This is a genomic window from Haliea sp., from assembly GCF_041395985.1.
Lineage (GTDB): Bacteria > Pseudomonadota > Gammaproteobacteria > Pseudomonadales > Halieaceae > Haliea.
This window is the reverse complement of the sequence record NZ_JAWKZJ010000001.1, coordinates 574715-593349: the sequence shown is the minus strand read 5'-3', so window position 1 is coordinate 593349 and position 18635 is coordinate 574715. Positions and strand designations below refer to the sequence as shown.

At 63.7% G+C, this 18635-nt stretch carries 19 protein-coding genes; 9 read left to right on the top strand and 10 right to left on the bottom strand.

Translation table 11 applies throughout. From position 1 onward, the window contains the following. Nucleotides 1-10 precede the first annotated feature (10 nt). Genes R3E49_RS02710 through R3E49_RS02695 form a run of 4 tightly spaced genes read right to left on the bottom strand, consistent with a single transcriptional unit; the run spans nucleotide 11 to nucleotide 3006 of the window. Entirely contained in the window at nucleotides 11-913 is a 903-nt protein-coding gene (locus tag R3E49_RS02710; protein WP_371293629.1) for a DUF6279 family lipoprotein, read from the bottom strand. Beyond that, a complete protein-coding gene (locus tag R3E49_RS02705; protein WP_371293628.1) occupies nucleotides 910-1350 on the bottom strand; it encodes a VOC family protein in 441 nt (146 codons plus the stop codon). The genes R3E49_RS02710 and R3E49_RS02705 overlap by 4 nt, the downstream gene beginning before the upstream one ends. 5 nt (nucleotides 1351-1355) lie before the next feature. Continuing rightward, nucleotides 1356-2306: a pyridoxal-phosphate dependent enzyme gene (locus R3E49_RS02700; RefSeq protein WP_371293627.1), complete on the bottom strand. Its 951-nt coding sequence runs from the start codon at nucleotides 2304-2306 to the stop codon at nucleotides 1356-1358. Nucleotides 2307-2322: 16 nt separating this feature from the next. Continuing rightward, nucleotides 2323-3006, bottom strand: coding sequence for a hypothetical protein (locus tag R3E49_RS02695; RefSeq protein WP_371293626.1), 684 nt, complete (start codon nucleotides 3004-3006; stop codon nucleotides 2323-2325). Nucleotides 3007-3071: 65 nt separating this feature from the next. On the opposite strand from R3E49_RS02695, the gene R3E49_RS02690 reads away from it, so the two are divergent. Both R3E49_RS02690 and R3E49_RS02685 read left to right on the top strand, forming a co-directional pair. Continuing rightward, entirely contained in the window at nucleotides 3072-4418 is a 1347-nt protein-coding gene (locus R3E49_RS02690; RefSeq protein WP_371293625.1) for an alanine/glycine:cation symporter family protein, read from the top strand. A gap of 12 nt (nucleotides 4419-4430) precedes the next feature. Continuing rightward, nucleotides 4431-5153 carry an aspartate/glutamate racemase family protein gene (locus R3E49_RS02685; RefSeq protein WP_371293624.1) on the top strand — a complete coding sequence of 241 codons (723 nt, stop codon included), beginning with the start codon at nucleotides 4431-4433 and terminating at the stop codon, nucleotides 5151-5153. Here R3E49_RS02685 and leuA read toward each other — a convergent pair. Beyond that, complete coding sequence (gene leuA, locus R3E49_RS02680) at nucleotides 5135-6760, bottom strand: 2-isopropylmalate synthase (RefSeq protein ID WP_371293623.1); 1626 nt, start codon at nucleotides 6758-6760, stop codon at nucleotides 5135-5137. The two genes, R3E49_RS02685 and leuA, sit on opposite strands and share 19 nt — an antisense overlap. A 390-nt stretch (nucleotides 6761-7150) precedes the next feature. On the opposite strand from leuA, the gene R3E49_RS02675 reads away from it, so the two are divergent. From R3E49_RS02675 to R3E49_RS02650, 6 genes are all read left to right on the top strand, one after another. Then, complete coding sequence (locus tag R3E49_RS02675) at nucleotides 7151-7618, top strand: EVE domain-containing protein (protein ID WP_371293622.1); 468 nt, start codon at nucleotides 7151-7153, stop codon at nucleotides 7616-7618. Then, nucleotides 7615-8103 carry an Lrp/AsnC family transcriptional regulator gene (locus tag R3E49_RS02670; protein ID WP_371293621.1) on the top strand — a complete coding sequence of 163 codons (489 nt, stop codon included), beginning with the start codon at nucleotides 7615-7617 and terminating at the stop codon, nucleotides 8101-8103. The genes R3E49_RS02675 and R3E49_RS02670 overlap by 4 nt, the downstream gene beginning before the upstream one ends. Before the next feature lie 109 nt (nucleotides 8104-8212). Next, complete coding sequence (locus tag R3E49_RS02665; RefSeq protein WP_371293620.1) at nucleotides 8213-8995, top strand: SDR family NAD(P)-dependent oxidoreductase; 783 nt, start codon at nucleotides 8213-8215, stop codon at nucleotides 8993-8995. A 36-nt stretch (nucleotides 8996-9031) separates the two neighbouring features. Next, a complete protein-coding gene (locus R3E49_RS02660) occupies nucleotides 9032-10249 on the top strand; it encodes a multidrug effflux MFS transporter (protein ID WP_371293619.1) in 1218 nt (405 codons plus the stop codon). 84 nt (nucleotides 10250-10333) lie between these two features. Continuing rightward, nucleotides 10334-11341, top strand: coding sequence for a cysteine synthase A (locus R3E49_RS02655; protein WP_371293618.1), 1008 nt, complete (start codon nucleotides 10334-10336; stop codon nucleotides 11339-11341). A 30-nt stretch (nucleotides 11342-11371) separates the two neighbouring features. Continuing rightward, complete coding sequence (locus tag R3E49_RS02650) at nucleotides 11372-11992, top strand: NADPH-dependent FMN reductase (RefSeq protein ID WP_371293617.1); 621 nt, start codon at nucleotides 11372-11374, stop codon at nucleotides 11990-11992. Nucleotides 11993-12005: 13 nt separating this feature from the next. Here R3E49_RS02650 and R3E49_RS02645 read toward each other — a convergent pair whose 3' ends face one another. From R3E49_RS02645 to R3E49_RS02630, 4 genes are all read right to left on the bottom strand, one after another. Beyond that, nucleotides 12006-13199: a GGDEF domain-containing protein gene (locus R3E49_RS02645; protein ID WP_371293616.1), complete on the bottom strand. Its 1194-nt coding sequence runs from the start codon at nucleotides 13197-13199 to the stop codon at nucleotides 12006-12008. A 25-nt stretch (nucleotides 13200-13224) separates the two neighbouring features. Then, nucleotides 13225-13881: a thiol:disulfide interchange protein DsbA/DsbL gene (locus tag R3E49_RS02640; RefSeq protein WP_371293615.1), complete on the bottom strand. Its 657-nt coding sequence runs from the start codon at nucleotides 13879-13881 to the stop codon at nucleotides 13225-13227. 112 nt (nucleotides 13882-13993) lie between these two features. Further along, the gene (locus R3E49_RS02635; protein WP_290741016.1) at nucleotides 13994-14629 is read right to left on the bottom strand and encodes a cytochrome c; all 636 of its coding nucleotides are present in this window, start codon (nucleotides 14627-14629) and stop codon (nucleotides 13994-13996) included. A 35-nt stretch (nucleotides 14630-14664) separates the two neighbouring features. Further along, a complete protein-coding gene (locus tag R3E49_RS02630; protein ID WP_371293613.1) occupies nucleotides 14665-14958 on the bottom strand; it encodes a cytochrome c5 family protein in 294 nt (97 codons plus the stop codon). Nucleotides 14959-15074: 116 nt separating this feature from the next. Between R3E49_RS02630 and yihA the strand changes: the two genes are divergently transcribed. Next, nucleotides 15075-15731, top strand: a complete 657-nt coding sequence (yihA, locus tag R3E49_RS02625; protein WP_371293612.1) for a ribosome biogenesis GTP-binding protein YihA/YsxC — start codon at nucleotides 15075-15077, stop codon at nucleotides 15729-15731. A gap of 157 nt (nucleotides 15732-15888) precedes the next feature. Here yihA and polA read toward each other — a convergent pair whose 3' ends face one another. Continuing rightward, on the bottom strand, nucleotides 15889-18621 hold the full coding sequence (polA, locus tag R3E49_RS02620) for a DNA polymerase I (protein WP_371293611.1): 2733 nt from the start codon (nucleotides 18619-18621) through the stop codon (nucleotides 15889-15891). Nucleotides 18622-18635: the final 14 nt, after the last annotated feature.

The window sequence follows — 18635 nt, the reverse complement described above, 5'->3', positions numbered from 1 at the left end:
CGCGGCCTCCTCAGGCTTCGTCGGCAGAGGTCGCGAGACGCGCGCCTTCCGGCAGCCCCTGCTCCACCAGGGCCACCAGGTCGTCCTGCAATTTGCCAAGCTCCCGGCGCAGGTGCGCATCCTGTCGTTCGGTACGGCTGTTCAGCACATCGACCACTGCGCGCTGGATCACCTCGGTGTTGGCCTCCCAGGTCACGCGGTATTCCGGAGACACGCTGTCGCGACGCTGGGCGATCGCCTGGCGCAGGCTGGCCTGCCAATCCGGCTCACGCTGCAGTATCGCATCGAGCCGGTCCAGCCAGACCGCGCGCTCGGCCAGCCAGACACTGTCCGAACGGCGCAGGCTGGCACAGCCCACCGCCAGGCGCGTTTTCTGCTCAGTCTGCAGTCGGCCAAGGTAGCGTCTCGCATTGTCCTGCAGGCGCTCGCAGGCATCGTCGCGATAATCTGCATCGTCACGTTCAAGGTATTTTTCTTCGTACTCGGCCTGCTGCTCGCGCAATTCGTCCATGAACTCATCAAGCTGATCCTGACGCAGCGCATCAGCCAGCACCAGCATCCAGTCCAGGGCCCGGTCCTGCAAACGGTCCAGGGCCTGTTCGGCATCAGCGGTGAGCGCGACCAGCTGTTCACGGGTCAGCGGTTCATCGAGACTGCGCTCCGCCCGCTGCAGCAGTTCAATGTAGCGCGGCAGCTCATCCTGCCTGTGCCAGGCGAGGAACCGCTGCAGCTCGCTCTGCAACAGCACATCCTGGCTGCGATCGAGGCTGACATAATCACCCAGATACCAGGGGACGAAGAAATCCAGCCGGTTGTAGAAGAACCGCGTGCTGCTGCACGCTGTCAGGCAGAGGAGCAGGAACCCGACCACCGCGGTGCGCGCGACGGCGCGTTGCAGCGACGCAACACTCACGGGTAATCCAGCCCGTCGCTGGCAAACAGCATGTCGATATTGCGAAAGGCCTTGAACTCAAGGTAGTTCCCCGCCGGGTCGCAGACGAAACAGGTTTTCTGCTCGCCGCGCCGCGCGGCGAAGCGTACCGTGGGCGCAATCGCAAACTCGACGCCGGATGCCGTGAGTCTGGCAATCAGCTGCTCGAGTTCATCCCAGGGCAGCACGACACCAAAATGCGAGGCCGGAATGTCCTCGCCGTCTACCGGGTTGCGGGCCAGTGACGGCATGGCCCCCGCAGGCACCAGGTGTGTGACCAGCTGGTGGCCCCAGAAATCATAGTCTATCCAGCGCTCCGAGCGCCGTCCTCGTGGGCAACACAGCAGCTCGGCATAGAATCGGTCGGCGGCCTGCAGGTCGTCGACCGGCAGTGCGAGATGAAAGGGGGGAGAGGGCATGCCGGTCACCAGGGCAGGTTGTCGAGGTCGAGGTTGCCGCCACTGATCACAGCGACCACGCGGCGCCCGCGAAACCGTTCCGGATGCGCCAGCAGGGCGGCGAAGCTGACGGCACCGGAGGGCTCCACCACGGTTTTCAGGCGGCTCCACTGCAGTCGCATGGCCTGCACAATCTCCGCATCGGATACCGTCAGGATGGTATCCGCATGGCGCTGGATAATGCCGAAGTTGATGGCTCCGAGGCCCGCCAGCAGACCATCGGCGATGGTGCGCGGGGCCACGGAAGGCTGCAGGACGCCGAGGCCGAAAGAGCGGAACGCATCATCGGCGCCCTCCGGCTCTGCAGCAACCACCTCCACATCCGGTCGCAGGTGCTTGATCGCCAGGGCGACACCGGACAGCAGGCCACCCCCACCGACCGGCAGCACGATCACCTCGAGGTCGGGCACCTGCTCCAACACCTCCAGCGCCAGCGTGCCCTGGCCGGCAATGACCCGTGGGTCGGCGTAGGGATGCACCACATGCGCGCCCGTTGCCGCCACCACCCGCTCCAGGGTTTGCTCGCGCGCCGCGAGGGTGGGCTCGCACTCAATAATCAGCCCACCGTAAGCCGCAACGGCCGCCTTCTTGACCGCCGGCGCGTTGGCGGGCATGACAATGTGCGCTGCTACGCCGCGCGCAGCCGCCGCCTGGGCCAGTGCCGCACCGTGATTCCCCGAAGAATGCGTGGCCACCCCGCCACCCGCCTCGGCGTCGGTCAAGCCGAACACCGCATTGCTGGCACCGCGGGCCTTGAAAGCGCCCACTTTCTGCAGGTTCTCGCACTTGAAATGCAGGTCGGCGCCGGTGTGTGTGTTAAGCAGGACGCTGCTCATGACGGGCGTGCGGTGCACGTGATCGCGAATGCGGGCGTGCGCCGCGGTGATTGCCGAGAAATCCGGAATGGCATCCATCATGCCACGCCCTCCGCGGCTAGCGCGGGACAACAAACTGCAGCCGCCAGCCGGCGCGTCGCCACAGCAGGTAGCCAAGCAGAAAGTTGGTTTGCAACAGCAGGCTTAACGTCCATTCAAAAGCATCCTCGACCGAGTCGTACAATACACCATCCCAGGCCTGCAGCACGACCGTCAGCAACCCCAGAGCCAGCAACAGGCAGCAGAGAGCCTGCATGGCGATGGCGAGACGCGGGGCGCCCGGCACATGGGCAGCTCGAGCGTGGAGCTGGGCGGCAAACAGTAACTGCGCGAGAAAGGTGAAGGAAAAGAACAGTACCGTGCCAGCGCGCCGCTGAAAGCGCCAGGCGTCGCCCGCCTCACCCAGTACGGTGACATACAGAATCAGCCCTACGCTCGCCAGCAGGCCCAGCCACAGCATCCAGCGCAGCGCCCGCACGGAGGCATTGCCACCGTGAAGGGACCGCAGCCACGCATAGTTGATCCACCAGTACAGGGCGAGGATCACAGCGGCGGGCAACATGGTGGCGCGAAACAGATAGCTGGCCGGAGGCTGCCGTCCGGTGGCACTGATTGAGGTGCAGCTGTCGAGGTAGGGATTGCACCAGTCAACATGGCCGTAACTGGCCGCCAGCAACCAGGTGAGATGTACCGCGGCGAAGGGCAGCACCGCAGCCAGCAGGGCGATGATACGCAGATTCATGTCCCGGAGTTTAGCACCACCCTGTGCTATTCTGCCGCCTTTTGCCAAGCGGAGGTGCAGCGCCGATGGACTCACTGCAACAGCTCGCGGCCAGCTTTGCCAACGCGGTCTGGGGCACACCACTGGTGGTGCTGCTGCTGGGCGGGGGACTGTTTTTCGCCCTGTACTCACGCTTTTTGCCCTATCGCCACTTCGGCCATGCCATCGGCATCATGCTGGGACGACACGATACCCCCGGTGAACCGGGCGAGCTGAGCCACGCGCAGGCGCTGGCGGCAGCACTGTCCGGCACCATGGGCATGGGAAACATTTCCGGCGTGGCGCTGGCCATCGCGGCCGGTGGCCCGGGCGCCGTATTCTGGATGTGGATGTCGGCGCTGGTCGGGATTTCGACCAAGTTTTTCACCTGCACGCTGGGGGTGATGTATCGCGGCAAGGACAGCGCAGGACAGCTGCAGGGCGGGCCCATGTACATCATTCGCGAAGCCCTGCCGCGCGCTTTTTTCCCGCTGGCAATTCTCTTCTCCCTCGCCGGCCTGATCGGCACCCTGCCCATTTTCCAGGCCAACCAGCTCACCGCGCTCATCCGCGACAACCTGTTTGCCGGGCACGCCCCGGGCAGTGCGAATCTGCTGATTGGTTGCGTCATGGCCGCCGTGGTGGGCGCGGTAGTCTTCGGTGGGCTGCAGCGCGTGGCCAGGGTTGCGGTCACCCTCCTGCCGCTGATGATGGTGACTTATATGGCCATGACGCTGTACCTGCTCCTGCTGCACAGTGAGCAGGTCCCCGACTTGCTGGCCAGCATCGTCACCGATGCCTTCAATCCCCAGGCGGTGGGCGGCGGCCTGGTCGGTGTGATCCTCATCGGTGTCAGCCGCGGCGTGTTTTCCAACGAGGCCGGGGTGGGCACCGAGGTCATGGCGCACGGTGCCGCACGCACCAACGAGCCGGTGAGGGAGGGGCTCGTGGCGATGCTCGGCCCGGTAGCGGACACGCTGATTGTCTGCACCTGCACCGCCCTGGTCATTCTGCTTGCGGGCACCTGGCAGGACCCGGGAGACCTGTCCGGCATCACGCTGACCGCCAACGCCTTCCGCCAGGACCTCGGCAGCCTGGGCAGCGGCCTGCTGCTTTTTGTCACGCTTATTCTTGCCAGCACCACCATGTTCACCATGTGGTACTACGGGGCCAAGTGCTTTGGCTTTCTGTTTGGCGCGCGGCTGCAGAACTACTACCGCTGGTTTTTTGTGCTGGCGGTCGTTTTCGGCGCCACGGTCAGCATTGATATCGTGTTCAACCTGATTTCCGGCTCCTACGGCCTGATGGCCATCCCCACCATGGTGTCCACCCTGTTGTTGGCGGGCAAGGTGCGGATGGCGGCGCGGGAGTATTTCCAACGACATCCCTACTGAGAGGTACGGCACATGGCGGCTGATCATCCGACGGGCAAAGTGGCGGGCATCATGGGTGGGATGGGGCCGGAGGCCACCGTGGACTTTATGGCGCGGGTACTTGCTGCGACACCGGCCAGCACGGATCAGGAGCATATCCACATGCTGGTGGACCACAACCCGCGTATACCCAACCGGCATGCCTCCATCGCCGGCAGCGGCCCCGATGCCGGACCCGCCCTTGCCGTCATGGCCCAGCGGCTGGAACGTGCCGGTGCGGACTTCCTGGTCATGGTCTGCAACACGGCTCACGCCTACACGGGGGAGATTCGCGCGGCGGTGGGCATTCCCTTTGTCAGTATCATCGATGTGGTGATGGACACAGTATCTGCGCACCCGGCTCGACGCGTAGGCGTGATGGCTGCGGACGGCTGCCTGCAGGCGGGCTTGTACCAACAGGCACTGTGCGCAGCCGGGCGCGAGCCACTGCTCTGGAACCGCAGTGAGCAGGCGCGCTTCATGGATCTGCTTTACCGCATCAAGGCCGGGGAGCGCAGCGCGGAGCTGCGCAACGGGCTGCAGTCCCTCGCCGCCAGCCTCGCGTTCGGCGGTGCTGAACTGCTGATCGCGGGGTGCACCGAAATCCCCTTGCTGTTGCAGGCCGGTGACGTGGGCGTAGAACTACTGTCCTCGACTGACCTGCTGGTCGCTAGAACCGTGGCGCTGGCCCGCGGTGACTACGCCGCCGCGGTCTGACCCTGGCGCGCCGCGCGATTGATGGCGCCGAGAATACCCTCCAGCGACGCCTGGATGATGTCGGAGCTACGACCGACGCCGCAGTAGCGCTCGCCGTCGATGTTCAGCTGGATATAGCACACCGCTTCGGCATCGGCGCTCTGGCTAAGGGCGTGCTCGCTGTACTCGACCAACACAATCTGGCGACCGGTGAAGCGCTGCATGGCATCGACAAACGACGCGACAACCCCGTTGCCGGTGCCGGTCAAGGCGCTGCGCGCCGCACCGTCGAAAATCTCCGCCTGCAGTTGATCAATGCTGTCGGCGCGACTCACCTGGTAATCGCCGAGGCGCCAGCGGCCTGCATCGCTCAGGTAGGTTTGCTGGAACAGATCGTGGATCGCCTCGGGCGTCACTTCAGATTCCTGCTTCTCGGCGAACGCCTGCACGGCAGCGCTGAAGTCTATCTGCAGCCAACGCGGCAGTTCGTAGCCGTAATTGCGCTCCAGCACATAGGCAATACCGCCCTTGCCCGACTGGCTGTTGATGCGAATCACCTCCTGGTAGGAGCGGCCGATATCTGCCGGGTCGATCGGCAGGTAGGCGACCTGCCAGGGCGCCTGCGCCTCGCGCCGGGACAGACACTTCTTGATGGCGTCCTGGTGGCTGCCGGAGAACGCCGTGAACACCAGCTCCCCGGCGTAGGGGTGGCGGGGATGCACGGGTAACTGGGTGCACTCTTTCACCGTCTGGATGATTTCGTCCATGTGTGCGAGCTGCAGCTGTGGATCGACGCCCTGGCTGTAGAGGTTCATGGCCATGGTGACGATGTCCATGTTGCCGGTGCGCTCGCCATTACCCATCAGCGTGCCCTCGACGCGGTCGGCGCCGGCCAGTACACCGAGCTCGGCGGCGGCTACCGCACAGCCCCGGTCGTTGTGCGTATGCAGCGAGATCAGCAGAGCCTCGCGGTTCCTGACGTGGTCGCAGAACCACTCGATCTGGTCTGCATAAACGTTGGGCGTGCTCATCTCCACCGTTGCCGGCAAGTTGATGATCACCGGATGCTCAGGCGTCGGCTGCCACACCGCCGTCACCGCGTCGACCACCTCCACGGCAAAATCCAGCTCGGTGCCGGTGAAGCTTTCCGGCGAGTATTCAAACACCCATTCCGTGTCCGGATAGCGGGCCGCCACATCGCGCACCAGCTCGGCACCCTTGACCGCGATATCGATGATGCCTGCGCGATCGAGGCCAAACACCTGCTCGCGCTGCACCGTTGAGGTGGAGTTGTACACGTGCACAATGGCGCGGCGGGCCCCGCGCAGTGCCTCGAAGGTCTTCTCGATCAGCTCCGGGCGCGCCTGGGTGAGTACTTGAATGGTGACGTCGTCAGGGATGCGGTTGTTCTCGATCAGCTCCCGGCAGAAGTTGTAGTCGTGGCTGGAGGCGGAGGGAAAGCCCACCTCGATTTCCTTGAAGCCGATTTTCACCAGCTGATCCCACAGGCGGGATTTCTGCCGCGCCGTCATCGGCTCGATCAGGGCCTGGTTGCCATCGCGCAGGTCGACGCTACACCAGCGCGGTGCCTGGGTAATCTGCCTGTCTGGCCAGCGGCGCGCCGTCATGCGTACGGGCGCGAACGGCGGGTATTTGCGATGATCAAATTGGCTCATGGCCCTGTCCTCTGTCAGTTCTGCCCGGACGGCGAATACATGCGGCTGTACATCTGGGGGTCGCGCAGGGTTGTGTCCTGCCTGACCAGCTCTTGTGGAGCCCCGCCACCCTGCATATCCACCCGTGTCAGACAGATGGCACAGCGGCACCAGATGCTGCATCAGCCGAATGCACAGTATAACCCCTGCGCGCCGGAGGATTACTGCAAAAACCCGCCAGTGTTGGGTCATAATTAGTTTTTATATTTATTTTTTTCTATTTTTTTAGTGATTAAGCCTATGTTAACCTCGATTCTCGCATTCTGAACCAACGCGGCAAACGAGCCCGGAGGAGGGCATAGCATGGCCTGCTGGCTTCTGAAAACCGAGCCGGATACCTTCAGCCTGGAGGATCTGGCGGCGCGGCCCACGCAGACCGAGCCCTGGGACGGCGTGCGCAACTACCAGGCGCGCAACTTCCTGCGCGATGGCATGCAACCCGGCGATGAGGTCTTCATCTACCATTCGAGTTGCGCCGTGCCGGCAATTGTCGGGCTGGCCGAAGTGGTGGGCCCGGTGCGGCCCGACCCCAGCCAGTTCGACCCGAACTCACCCTATTACGACCCGCGCAGCGACCGCGACAACCCGCGCTGGGTACTGCGTGATATCCGCTACCGCAGCCATCTGCCGCGCCCGCTGCCGCTCGCCGAACTCAAACGTCACGCCGCGCAACTTGAGGGCTTTGCGCTGCTGCAGCGCAGCCGCCTGTCCGTGATGCCGGTGGCGCCCAGGCACCGCAGTGTCATCCTGCAACTGGCAGCCGGCGCATGAAGCTGGACCGCATCGATCGCCGCATTCTGGACATCCTGCAACGGGACGGCCGCATCAGCAATCTGGACCTCGCGGACCGGGTGGGTCTCTCCGCCACGCCCTGTGCGCGCCGTGTGAAGCGGCTCGAGGACTCAGGGCTGATCCGCGGCACCGCCACGCTGCTGGATCAGGCGCGCCTCGGCCTGAAGCTCACCGCCTATATAGGCATCAGCATGGATCGGCACACCCCCGACCGCTTCGACGCCTTCGAGGAACAGGTACGGGCCTTTCCCGAGGTGATGGAATGCTCGGTGGTCACCGGCCAGAGCGCTGACTACCTGCTGAAGGCCGTCATACCGGATATGCAGCACTATGAACGCTTCCTGCTCGGCAAGCTCACACGCATTCCCGGCGTGACCGGCGTGCACTCCAGCTTCGAGCTGCGGCGGGTAGTGCAGAAAACCGCCCTGCCCCTGGATCATGTGGATAACGACACCGAGGTCTGAAACATGACGGCGGCAGGCCGGCACTGCCCACGGGGCCTGTGGCCAACATGGTGCTTGCCCGAAGTTCACCATTGGACGCATGATGGACGTACAGAACGGGAGTCATGTCATGCTTGATATGCAGAACAAAGTGGCCCTGGTTACCGGGGGCGCCAGCGGCATGGGGCGCATCATCGCGCTGCGGCTGGCCTCACGCGGCGCCAGGGTGGTGATTTTCGACGTCAACGAGGCCGGCCTCGAGGCAACCTGCGCCGAGGACGACCGCATTCGCGCGCTGCGCTGCGACATCGGCGACCTGGCCGATGTGGAGCGGCAGGTCGCGCGGGTAGAGCAGGAAACCGGCCCCATAGACCTGCTGGTACACGCCGCGGCACTGATGCCCAGCCACAAACTGGTTGACCACACCCATGACGGTATGGAGCGCCTGTTCCGCATCAACTATTTCGGCACCACCTACATGATCCGCAGCGTGCTGCCGTCGATGCTCAGCCGACGCAGCGGCCGCATCATCGCCTTTGGCTCGGTGGCGGGGTACGCACTGGTCACACATATGGGCGGCTACTGTGCCACCAAGTCCGCTGTGAATACCTATGTGGAAATACTGCAGAATGAGTTGCGGGACTCCGGGGTGCAGGTGCACCTGGTGTGCCCACCGCCCGTCAACACACCACTGATTGACCAGACGCTGGCGACAGACAGCCCCGCCAGCCTGATTGAGGCAAAAAAGTCCGGTCGTCTTTCCGACCCGGAGAAAATTGTCACCGCGATAGAGAAAGGCGTCGCCAAAAACCGGGATATCATCTATCCGGGCGAGGCTCGCCTGCTCATGCTCTGGCACGCGCTGCTGCCACGACTGTGGTGGAAAACGGTGCTGAAGTTCGAGAAACAGTGACCGGGTGGCCGAAGCGCGTGATAGCATCGGCCACCCATGAGTTCACGACACCTCAACGCTGATTCCCCCTGGCTGTTGGTCCTGCTGGCGACGCTGGTTGCGCTGGGTCCGCTCAGTGTGGATATGTACCTGCCGGCCATGCCCGCCATGCGGCTTGCACTGGACACCGACGTAGGCAGCATACAGCTGACCCTCAGTGCCTACCTCGCCGGCTTCGCCGTGTTTCACCTGTTCTGCGGGCCCCTGGCAGACCGTTACGGGCGCAAGCCGGTCATCACCGCAGGCACCTTGCTGTTCATCGCCGCCTGCGTCGGCTGCAGCCTGGCCACCACGATCGACGAACTGCTCGCCTACCGCTTTCTGCAGGGGATCGGCGCCTGTGTCGGGCCGACGCTGGCACGCACGATCACCCGCGACCTGTTCGGGCCGCGCCGGGCTGCGCGGGCCCTGTCTTTGATCGCCATGCTGATGGCGCTGGCTCCTGCTGTGGCGCCCAGTCTGGGCAGCCTGCTGACCCTGTTTTTCCCCTGGCGCAGTATCTTCGTGTTTCTCGGGCTGTACGGTGCGCTGGTCCTGATTGTACTCAACCGCCACCTGGGAGAATCGCTGCCGGTACGGCAGAGCCTTCACCCCGCCACCATCCTGCGCAATTACGCCGTGCTGGTGCGCAGCGGACGCTTCATGGCGGTCGTGGTCAGCAGCTCGGTGGTCTACGCCGGCATGATGGTCTATCTCGCGTCATCCGGCTTTGTCTACATCGAAATGCTGCAGCTGCCGGTGAAGTATTTCGGCCCGATATTCCTCACCACCGTGGCGGGCTATATCGCCGGCAGCGCAGTCAGTGCGCGGCTCGCCACGCGTCTGGACTCCACCCGCGTACTGCTCATCGGCGCTGTGGTGGTTGCCGTCGCCAGCCTGGGCATGGCGATCGCAGGAACCGTGTTCGATACCAGTGTCGCGGCACTGGCGGTTCCGATGATGCTGTATACCGCGGGTATGGGGCTGACGCTGCCGCATGCCATGGGCCTCGCACTTCAGCCCTATCCCCATATGGCCGGCACCGCGTCCGCACTGCTCGGCTTTATCCAGATGGCGGTGTCGGCGGTGGCGGGAGGCCTGATCGGTCTGTTCCTGCACGACTCACCACAACCCATGCTGGCGGGGATTCTGCTGCTCGGCCTGGCAGGGCTTGCGCTGGCACTGCTGGCCCGCAGGCTGCACAGCCGCACCACCGACGACATGCCGGCGCACTGAAGCCGCTCGGTGACGAGCAGGGAAACTGACCCGTCGCGCGGGCTGTGGCATACTGCCGCTTCGCTTCTACCGGAGAATTGCGCCGTGGCCAGCGCTGCAGACGTTACCCAGCTTATCGGCAACACGCCGCTGTTGTACCTGCGCCAGGTGTCTGAGCGCACGGGCTGTCGTATTCTGGGCAAGGCGGAATTCATGAACCCCGGCGGCTCCGTGAAGGATCGCACTGCGCTCGGCATTATCCGCGCCGCAGAGGCCAGCGGCGAGCTGCGCCCGGGTGGCAGAATCGTCGAAGGGACCGCGGGCAACACGGGCATCGGGCTGACACTACTGGCCAATGCCCTGGGCTACACCAGCACCGTCGTCATGCCGATCAGCCAGAGCCGCGAGAAGATCGACACCCTGGAGCTGCTCGGCGCCGACCTGCACCTGGTGCCGGCCACGTCTTACAGCGAGCCGGGCCACTATGTGCACACCGCGCGGAGGCTGGCAGAGAAGTTTGCCGCCACCGAGGCTGCGGGCGCCATCTGGGCGCGGCAGTTTGACAATCTCGCCAACATGAACACTCACCGCGACACCACGGGCGAGGAGATCTGGCGGCAGACCGAGGGCGAGATTGACGGGTTCATCTGTGCCGTGGGTACCGGGGGCACCCTGGCGGGCGTTTCACAGGCGCTCAAGGCACACAGGGAGAACATCGTCATTGGCCTGGCCGACCCCCAGGGCGCCTCGTTGAGCCACTATTTCAACTGCGGCGAACTCGCGCCGAGTGCGGGCAGTTCGATCATGGAAGGGATCGGCATCAACCATGTTACGGGCAATGTGGCGCAGGCCAGAGTCGACACCGCGTTTACCGTGACGGATGCAGAGGCTCTTCCGCTGCTGTTCGATCTGCTGCAGTATGAGGGCCTTTGCCTGGGCGGCTCTGCCGGAGTCAATATCGCCGGCGCCGTGAAACTTGCGGAACACCTGGGGCCCGGGCACACCATCGTCACGATCCTCTGCGACTACGGCAATCGCTACCAGAGCAAGCTGTTCAACCCCGCTTTCCTGCAGAACAAGGGCCTGCCGGTACCACCCTGGCTGGACATCTGACTTCCCCCATTTGCAACACGGAGACACCCCATGAAACTGGGCATCATCAGCGGCAGTCATCGCCCCGATTCACAGAGCGGCAAGGTTGGCCGCTATATCAGGCACACCCTGCTGGAGCGCAAGCTCTGCGACGATGTCTGGTTTCTCGACCTCGGCAAAGACCCATTGCCCCTGTGGGAGGAGGGCGTATGGGATGCAGACGACGCGCGGTGGCAGGCGATTCTCGATCCGCTGCGCACCGCATTACACAGCTGTGACGGCTTCATCCTGATTGCGCCGGAGTGGCACGGCATGGCGCCCGCCGCCCTGAAGAACTTCCTCCTGCTGTGGACCGCCGGTGGCGAGCTCGCGCACAAACCCGGGTTGATTGTTACCGTATCGGGTTCCATCGGGGGCTCCTACCCGGTGGCGGAGTTACGCATGAGCGGGTACAAGAACAACCGTCTGTGCTTCATACCGGAGCACCTGATCGTGCGCAATGTAAACGGGGTGTTCAACGAGGATGAAAGCGACAACGACCAGGACCCGCATACCTATCACCGCGATCGCCTGATCTACTGCCTGGAACTGCTCCGGGAATATGCCCTGGCATTGCGTCAGGTGCGAGCCAGCGGCAAAGGCGCGCTGGACGTGTATCCCAGCGGCATGTGAGCGCAGCGGCTGGTCAGCTCGCTGGGGCGAAGACTTCCACGCGGTCGCGGCCGGCGTCCTTGGCCCGGTACAGCGCCTCGTCGGCGCGGCTGAGCAGCAGGTCAATGGTGTCGCCCGGTCGAGCCTCGGTGATGCCGGCACTGAAGGTCACCTTCACAGGCTGCTTATCGGCGTGCAGGGCGGTATCCGCGACCGCCAACCGCGCGCGATCAAGCAACACACGCGCCTCCTGCGGCGCTGTATCCGGCAGCAGCAGCACAAACTCCTCGCCGCCGTAGCGCGCCAGCACATCGGTTTCACGCAGCTGCCGCTGCCAGACCTCGGCGACGTGCTGCAGGGCCCGGTCACCGAAACTGTGCCCGTGGTTGTCGTTAAGCCGCTTGAAATGGTCCAGGTCGATCATTGCCAGGCACAGTGAGTGCCCCTGGCGCAGGGCCCGGGCCAGATCGCGCTCGGCCACCGTGCGAAACGCGCGGCGATTGAGCAGGTTGGTGAGATCATCGCGGGTTGCTAGGTGCTCAGCCCGCAGCTGGTGCCTGCGCCCCACGGCCAGAATGCGCTGCATGGTCATCAGCGTCACGCCGACGAAGCCCATGACCAGAGCCGGGATACCGAAATTATAGGGCAGGAGGTAGCTGTAGGAATTGAGGGGCAACACGTAGGGCTCGTCCTGCAACCAGTCGGAGTAGCCATGAAAACCCCGCAACAACACCACGCCGCTGTAGATCAGCAAGCTCACGCCCACCAGCAGCTGGGCGGGACGCGTGGCGGGATCCTCGCGACTCTTGAACAGCAGCCAGATCGCCTGTACCGGCAGCAAACCCGCGATCGTGGAGTACACACCCATGAGGAAATCCGAGTTGCCGTCGTCCACCCAGTAATGGATGTTGAAGGCGACCATGACTCCGACGCTGGCGGGCACTGTCCACCAGGGCAGGGGACGCCCCATGAAGTGAAAGATGCCGATCAGAAACAGGGCTTCACCGGTCAGCTGACCCGCATTGCCCAGCACATTGAGCACCGGGCTGCCGGTGGCGATAAAGCCGAAAAACAGGACGATACCGGCAATCAGCGTCCAGCTGCCGGCCATCCAGAACACCGGGCCAGCGTAGGGACGTGAGACATACCAGAGTGCGGTGGAGGAAATGGCAACCGCCAATAGCAGGCAAACGCCCAGCAGCATTGGCGAGTAGTAAATGGCCTCCACGGCGCGCCCTGTCAGCCCTCCACGATCAGGAGGCGGCAGCGGTCTGCGCGGCAGCGCGCTCTTTTTCGATGAGGAAATCCGCCAGCTTCAGCATGTTTGCCTGGCTGCCAGCCTTACGGATGCTGATGCGGTACTTGCCGTTTACCATCATTTCCGGCGTGCCGGTAATCTTTGCAGCGCGGGCACGGCTGTTGGCCTGACGCACCTGACTGCTGACCCCAAACGAGGAAAACGCCTTGTCGAAGTCTTCACCGCTGACACCGTTGGCTGTAAACAGCTGGCGAATTTCCGCCTCCGAACCCAGCCGCTTGCCATCCACGTTCATGGCCTGAAACATCACTGTATGCAGGGCGTCCAGCACCCCAAGCACGTCGGCGGTGTAGAACATGGCGGCATGCAGCTCCATGGGCTTGTTCCACACGGCGGGCGAGCCCTTGAAGTCGACATCATCAGCCAGGGTTTCCTTCCAGCGGCTGATCAGGGGATCGAAGGTGTAACAGTGCCCACAGCCGTACCAGAAAAACTCCACCACCTCGATCTTGTCCGGGTCGGCCGTGCGCAGGGCCGGCACGATCAGGTCGTAGTGGGTGCCCTCCTCCCAGTCAGGGGTATCGGTGTCCTGAGCCACGACCGTGAGGGGAGCCAGCACCATCAGGGTAAGGGCGAGAAAACGCTTGAACATGAGATTCTCCATTGTCAGATTACCGTTATCAGACCACGATTCCGGCGTACCGTTCTACCCCGGATAAAAAAGGTGGCTCAATGGCCACCTTTTCAGATAGTGCTGGAGCGGCTTATTTCAAACCGGCGGCGTAGCTGGCAACGGCTTCGATTTCCATGTCGCTAAGGCCAAACGCGTTAGCGCGCATGATCTTGGTGTCGCCGTCATTGGTGCGACCGGTCGGGTCTTCATAGCCCTTGCGGTAGGCACGCAACTGCGCCGCAATGTACTCGGGGTGCTGGCCGTGCAGGGCGGGGTAACCCGCCAGCGCGTTGCCCCTGCCGTTGGGTGAGTGACAGCCACTGCAGGCGGCAACCTTGCGCTCCGCAACGCCGGCGCGGTAGACCTTCTCGCCCAGCGCTACGAGCTCCGGATCTGCCTGGCTCCCGGTGACCTGCTTGCTGGCGTAAAAGGCCGCAATATCCGCCAGCTGCTGGTCGGTCATGTTATCAACCTGGCCGGCCATGGTAGGGATGGGACGTGCGCCATCGCGGATATCCATGAGCTGCTTGAGCAGATAGCGCTGCCCCTGGCCCGCCAGCTTGGGGAAGTTGGGCGCCGGGCTGTTGCCGTCGGCACCGTGGCAGGCACTGCAGACCATGGTGAGTGACTCACCGGCTGCGGGATCGCCTTGCAGGAACGGCGTCGCCGCACCTGCGGTGTGTGCAAAACCCACCAGGGCTGCGCAAAGAACAAGGGCTTTCTTCATGACACTTCCAGACTGGAACCTAGAGTTACGACGCCTTACTGCGCCGGCGTGGACATGTACGTGATCAGGGCTGCGTAGTCCTCATCGGTGCAATCAAAGCACATGCCCTTGGGTGGCATGGCATTGAGGCCGCTCTTGACCGACGCGACCAGCGCGTCCATACCCTTCTCCAGTTTCGGAGCCCAGGCGGCGGCATCACCGGTTTTGGGGGCCCCTGCAACGCCTGCGTTGTGGCACACAGCACAACTCTTGTTGTACTTGTCCATGGGCGGCTCCGCCATCGCACCGGCGGCAAACACCATGGCGCCAACTGCCAACAATTTTTTCATGCTACACCTCTGCTGCTTGTTGCGGGGTAATACGGGACGCGGACTTTTCCCTCGGTCCCGGGAAAGCTGTGGCATTATATACGAGATACCCCCTGCAAAAAAGGCAAGCGCATCTCATGCAAGCACCCGCTCCGGAACGGCCCGACTACCGCAGTGCCAGTTTCCAGACCAGCGCCAGCCGGCTTTCACAGTGCCCCGGGGACACCGGCTGGGAGGTGGCCTTCGCCGGCCGGTCAAATGCGGGAAAATCCTCTGCAATCAATAGCTTGACGGGGAACCCAAAGCTCGCGCGCACCTCCCGCACACCGGGCCGGACGCAATTGATCAACTTCTTCAGCCTCAGTGAAACCCAGCGACTGGTCGACCTGCCGGGCTACGGATTTGCCAAAGTGCCCCTCGCGGTGAAGCAGGAGTGGACCAAACAGCTGGAAAATTACCTGCAAAAACGCCAGAGCCTGCGCGGCCTGATTCTGCTGATGGATATTCGCCATCCGCTGCAGCCCTTCGACCAGCAGATGCTCACCTGGGCAGTGACCGCCGGCATGCCGGTCCACATTCTGCTGACCAAGGCCGACAAGCTGAAGAACGGTCCGGCGCGGGCCACGCTGCTGCAGGTACAGCGGCAGTTGCAGGCGCACGGTGACACGGTCAGCGTGCAGCTGTTTTCCGCCCTCAAGCACAGCGGCCACAAGGAGCTGATAGCGGTGCTGAACGCCTGGCTGACCGATATCAGCGTGTACGAGGACGACACTACAGGGGAAACGGAGGCATAAAAAAACCCGGCTACCCGTAGGGGGACAGGCAGCCGGGACAGCTTGGGTCTCTGGGGAAGAGACTTGTTCCGCGAGCGGCTCATGGGGGGGAGCCGGCGGAACAGTAGCAGCATGCTACGGACTCTATGACTGGGCAGATTCCGGAAAGTTCCGCGCCTCAGTGCGCTTCATCCCAATTTTTTCCAGAGCCCGCTTCCACCAGCAGCGGCACCGCCAGTTCCGCGGCTTCGCTCATCAGGCTGCAGAGCGTGTCACACACCTGTTCGACCGCATCTTCCGCGACTTCCAGCACCAGTTCGTCGTGTACCTGCATGATGGTACGGGCGTCGACATCCGACGCCTGCAGCCAGTGGTCCACCTGCAGCATGGCGCGCTTGATGATATCGGCTGCCGTGCCCTGCATGGGCGCGTTGATGGCGGTGCGTTCGGCGGCCTGAGCGCGCATTTTGTTGCGCGCGTTGATTTCCGGCAGGTACAGGCGGCGCCCGAACAGGGTTTCCACGTAACCCTGCTCGCGAGCGCTGGCCCGGGTGCGATCCATATAATCCTGCACGCCCGGATAGCGCTCGAAGTAGCGATCGATATAGTCCTGAGCTTCGCTGCGGCCAAGGTGGAGCTGACGCGCCAGCCCGAACGCCGACATGCCGTAAATCAGGCCGAAGTTGATCGCCTTGGCCTTGCGCCGCTGCTCGGCGGATACGGCGTCCAGGGCCACCCCGAAGACCTCGGCCGCCGTGGCGCGGTGCACATCCAGCCCCTCGCGAAAGGCATGCAGGAGACCAGCATCGGAGGACAGGTGCGCCATAATCCGCAGCTCGATCTGCGAATAGTCCGCCGCCACAATGCGGTACCCCGGCGGCGCAATGAACGCCTGGCGAATGCGCCGCCCCTCCTCGGTGCGTATGGGAATATTCTGCAGGTTCGGGTCGGACGACGACAGGCGTCCGGTCGCCGTCACCGCCTGGTGGTAGGAGGTGTGGATACGCCCGGTGTGCGGATTCAGCAGATCAGGCAGTTTGTCCGTATAGGTGGATTTCAGTTTGCTAAGACCGCGGTATTCCAGCAGTACGCGCGGCAGCGGATAATCCAGGGCGAGCTCGGCCAGCACCTCCTCGGCGGTGGAGGGCGCGCCGGTCGGGGTCTTGCGCAGTACGGGCAGTTCCAGCCGCTTGAACAGGATGTCGCCCAACTGCTTGGGGGAGCCCAGGTTGAAGGCCTCGCCGGCAAGGTCGTGGGCTTCGGCCTCCAGCTGCTGCAGGCGCTCACCCAGCTCACGACTCTGCTGCTGCAACAGCTCCCGCGAGACCAGCGCTCCCGTGCGCTCGATACGTGACAGCACGGGCACCAGCGGCAACTCGATATCGGTGTAGACCGAGGCCGGCCCGGGCAGCGCCGACAGCTGCGGCCACAGCGCCTCGTGCAGGCGCAGCGTGATATCGGCATCCTCCGCCGCGTAGGGACCCGCATCCTCCACCTTGATCTGGTTGAAGGTCAGCTGCCTGGCGCCCTTGCCGGCAATATCTTCGAAGTGGATGGTCTTGTAGCCGAGGTACTTCAGCGCGAGGCTGTTCATGTCGTGTCGGGTAGCCGTGGAATCCAGCAGGTAGGACTCCAGCATGGTGTCGTGACGGATGCCGCGCAGGGTAATGCCGTGATTGGCCAGGACGCTGGCGTCGTACTTCAGGTTCTGCCCCACCTTTGCCCGCGCCGGGTCTTCCAGCAGTGGTCGCAGACGGGCGAGTACCTCGGTGCGGTCCAGCTGTGCCGGCGCACCCAGGTAGTCGTGCGCCAGTGGCACGTAGGCGGCCTCCCCGGGGCGCACCGCGAACGAGACACCGACAACCTGTGCCTCCATGTAATTGAGGCTGGTCGTTTCCGTGTCGAAGGCGAACAGCTCAGCCGTCTCCAAACGTGCCAGCCAGCGCTCCAGCGCGGGCGCCTCCGTCAGCACCTCCCAGTGGGTTTCGATAGTGTTCGCGGGGCTGTCGCCCTCCACGGCACCGGGTTCAACGCCCTGCAGCAGTTCGTCCAGCCAGCTGCGGAATTCCAGCCGTGTATACCATTCGCGCAGCGCTTCGGTATCGGGCTCTTCATTGCGCAGCTCTTCTACCGACTCCTGCAGCGGCACGTCGAGCTTGATCGTGGCCAGCTGGTAGGACAGGTAGGCGCGCTCGCGCTCGGCTTCCAGCTTTGCCGCCATGCTCTTCGCACCGCGAAAGTCCAGGCTGGCCACCCGGTCCAGCCCGGCATAGATATCATCCAGGCCCCCCAGTCCCTGCAACAGCGCCAGCGCGGTTTTTTCCCCCACACCGGGCACGCCGGGTATGTTGTCGACCTTGTCACCCATCAGTGCAAGGAAGTCGATTATCCGGGACGGCGGGATACCGAATTTGTCTTTGACACCGGCCTCATCCAGCCGCGTATCAGTCATCGTGTTGACCAGTGTGGTGTGCTCGTTCACCAACTGCGCCATATCCTTGTCGCCGGTGGAGATGACCACCGGGCGGCCGCGCTCGGTAGCCTGGCGCGCCAAGGTGCCGATCACGTCATCCGCCTCGACACCGGGCTCGCAGATCAGCGGCAGACCCATGGCGCGGACAATGGCGTGTATCGGTTCCACCTGGGCGCGCAGCTCGTCCGGCATGGGGGGACGCTGGGCCTTGTACTCGGCAAACAGGTCATCGCGGAAGGTCTTGCCCTTGGCATCAAAAACCACCGCCACCGGACTTTCCGGATAGTCCTTGAGCAGGCGGCGCAGCATGCTGATCACACCCTTCACGGCACCGGTGGGTTCGCCTTTCGAGGTGTTCAGGGGCGGCAGTGCATGGAAAGCCCGGTACAGGTACGAGGAACCGTCCACCAGGACGACAGGCGCGACGCTATCAGCCATGAGGGCCTCCCGTG

Bases quoted from the DNA above. Each gene is read 5' to 3' on its own strand.
- R3E49_RS02705 (WP_371293628.1), bottom strand. From the start codon at position 1,350: ATGCCCTCTCCCCCCTTTCATCTCGCACTGCCGGTCGACGACCTGCAG.
- R3E49_RS02700 (WP_371293627.1), bottom strand. From the start codon at position 2,306: ATGATGGATGCCATTCCGGATTTCTCGGCAATCACCGCGGCGCACGCC.
- R3E49_RS02695 (WP_371293626.1), bottom strand. From the start codon at position 3,006: ATGAATCTGCGTATCATCGCCCTGCTGGCTGCGGTGCTGCCCTTCGCC.
- R3E49_RS02690 (WP_371293625.1), top strand. From the start codon at position 3,072: ATGGACTCACTGCAACAGCTCGCGGCCAGCTTTGCCAACGCGGTCTGG.
- R3E49_RS02685 (WP_371293624.1), top strand. From the start codon at position 4,431: ATGGCGGCTGATCATCCGACGGGCAAAGTGGCGGGCATCATGGGTGGG.
- leuA (WP_371293623.1), bottom strand. From the start codon at position 6,760: ATGACGGCGCGCCGCTGGCCAGACAGGCAGATTACCCAGGCACCGCGC.
- R3E49_RS02675 (WP_371293622.1), top strand. From the start codon at position 7,151: ATGGCCTGCTGGCTTCTGAAAACCGAGCCGGATACCTTCAGCCTGGAG.
- R3E49_RS02670 (WP_371293621.1), top strand. From the start codon at position 7,615: ATGAAGCTGGACCGCATCGATCGCCGCATTCTGGACATCCTGCAACGG.
- R3E49_RS02665 (WP_371293620.1), top strand. From the start codon at position 8,213: ATGCTTGATATGCAGAACAAAGTGGCCCTGGTTACCGGGGGCGCCAGC.
- R3E49_RS02660 (WP_371293619.1), top strand. From the start codon at position 9,032: ATGAGTTCACGACACCTCAACGCTGATTCCCCCTGGCTGTTGGTCCTG.
- R3E49_RS02650 (WP_371293617.1), top strand. From the start codon at position 11,372: ATGAAACTGGGCATCATCAGCGGCAGTCATCGCCCCGATTCACAGAGC.
- R3E49_RS02640 (WP_371293615.1), bottom strand. From the start codon at position 13,881: ATGTTCAAGCGTTTTCTCGCCCTTACCCTGATGGTGCTGGCTCCCCTC.
- R3E49_RS02635 (WP_290741016.1), bottom strand. From the start codon at position 14,629: ATGAAGAAAGCCCTTGTTCTTTGCGCAGCCCTGGTGGGTTTTGCACAC.
- R3E49_RS02630 (WP_371293613.1), bottom strand. From the start codon at position 14,958: ATGAAAAAATTGTTGGCAGTTGGCGCCATGGTGTTTGCCGCCGGTGCG.
- yihA (WP_371293612.1), top strand. From the start codon at position 15,075: ATGCAAGCACCCGCTCCGGAACGGCCCGACTACCGCAGTGCCAGTTTC.
- polA (WP_371293611.1), bottom strand. From the start codon at position 18,621: ATGGCTGATAGCGTCGCGCCTGTCGTCCTGGTGGACGGTTCCTCGTAC.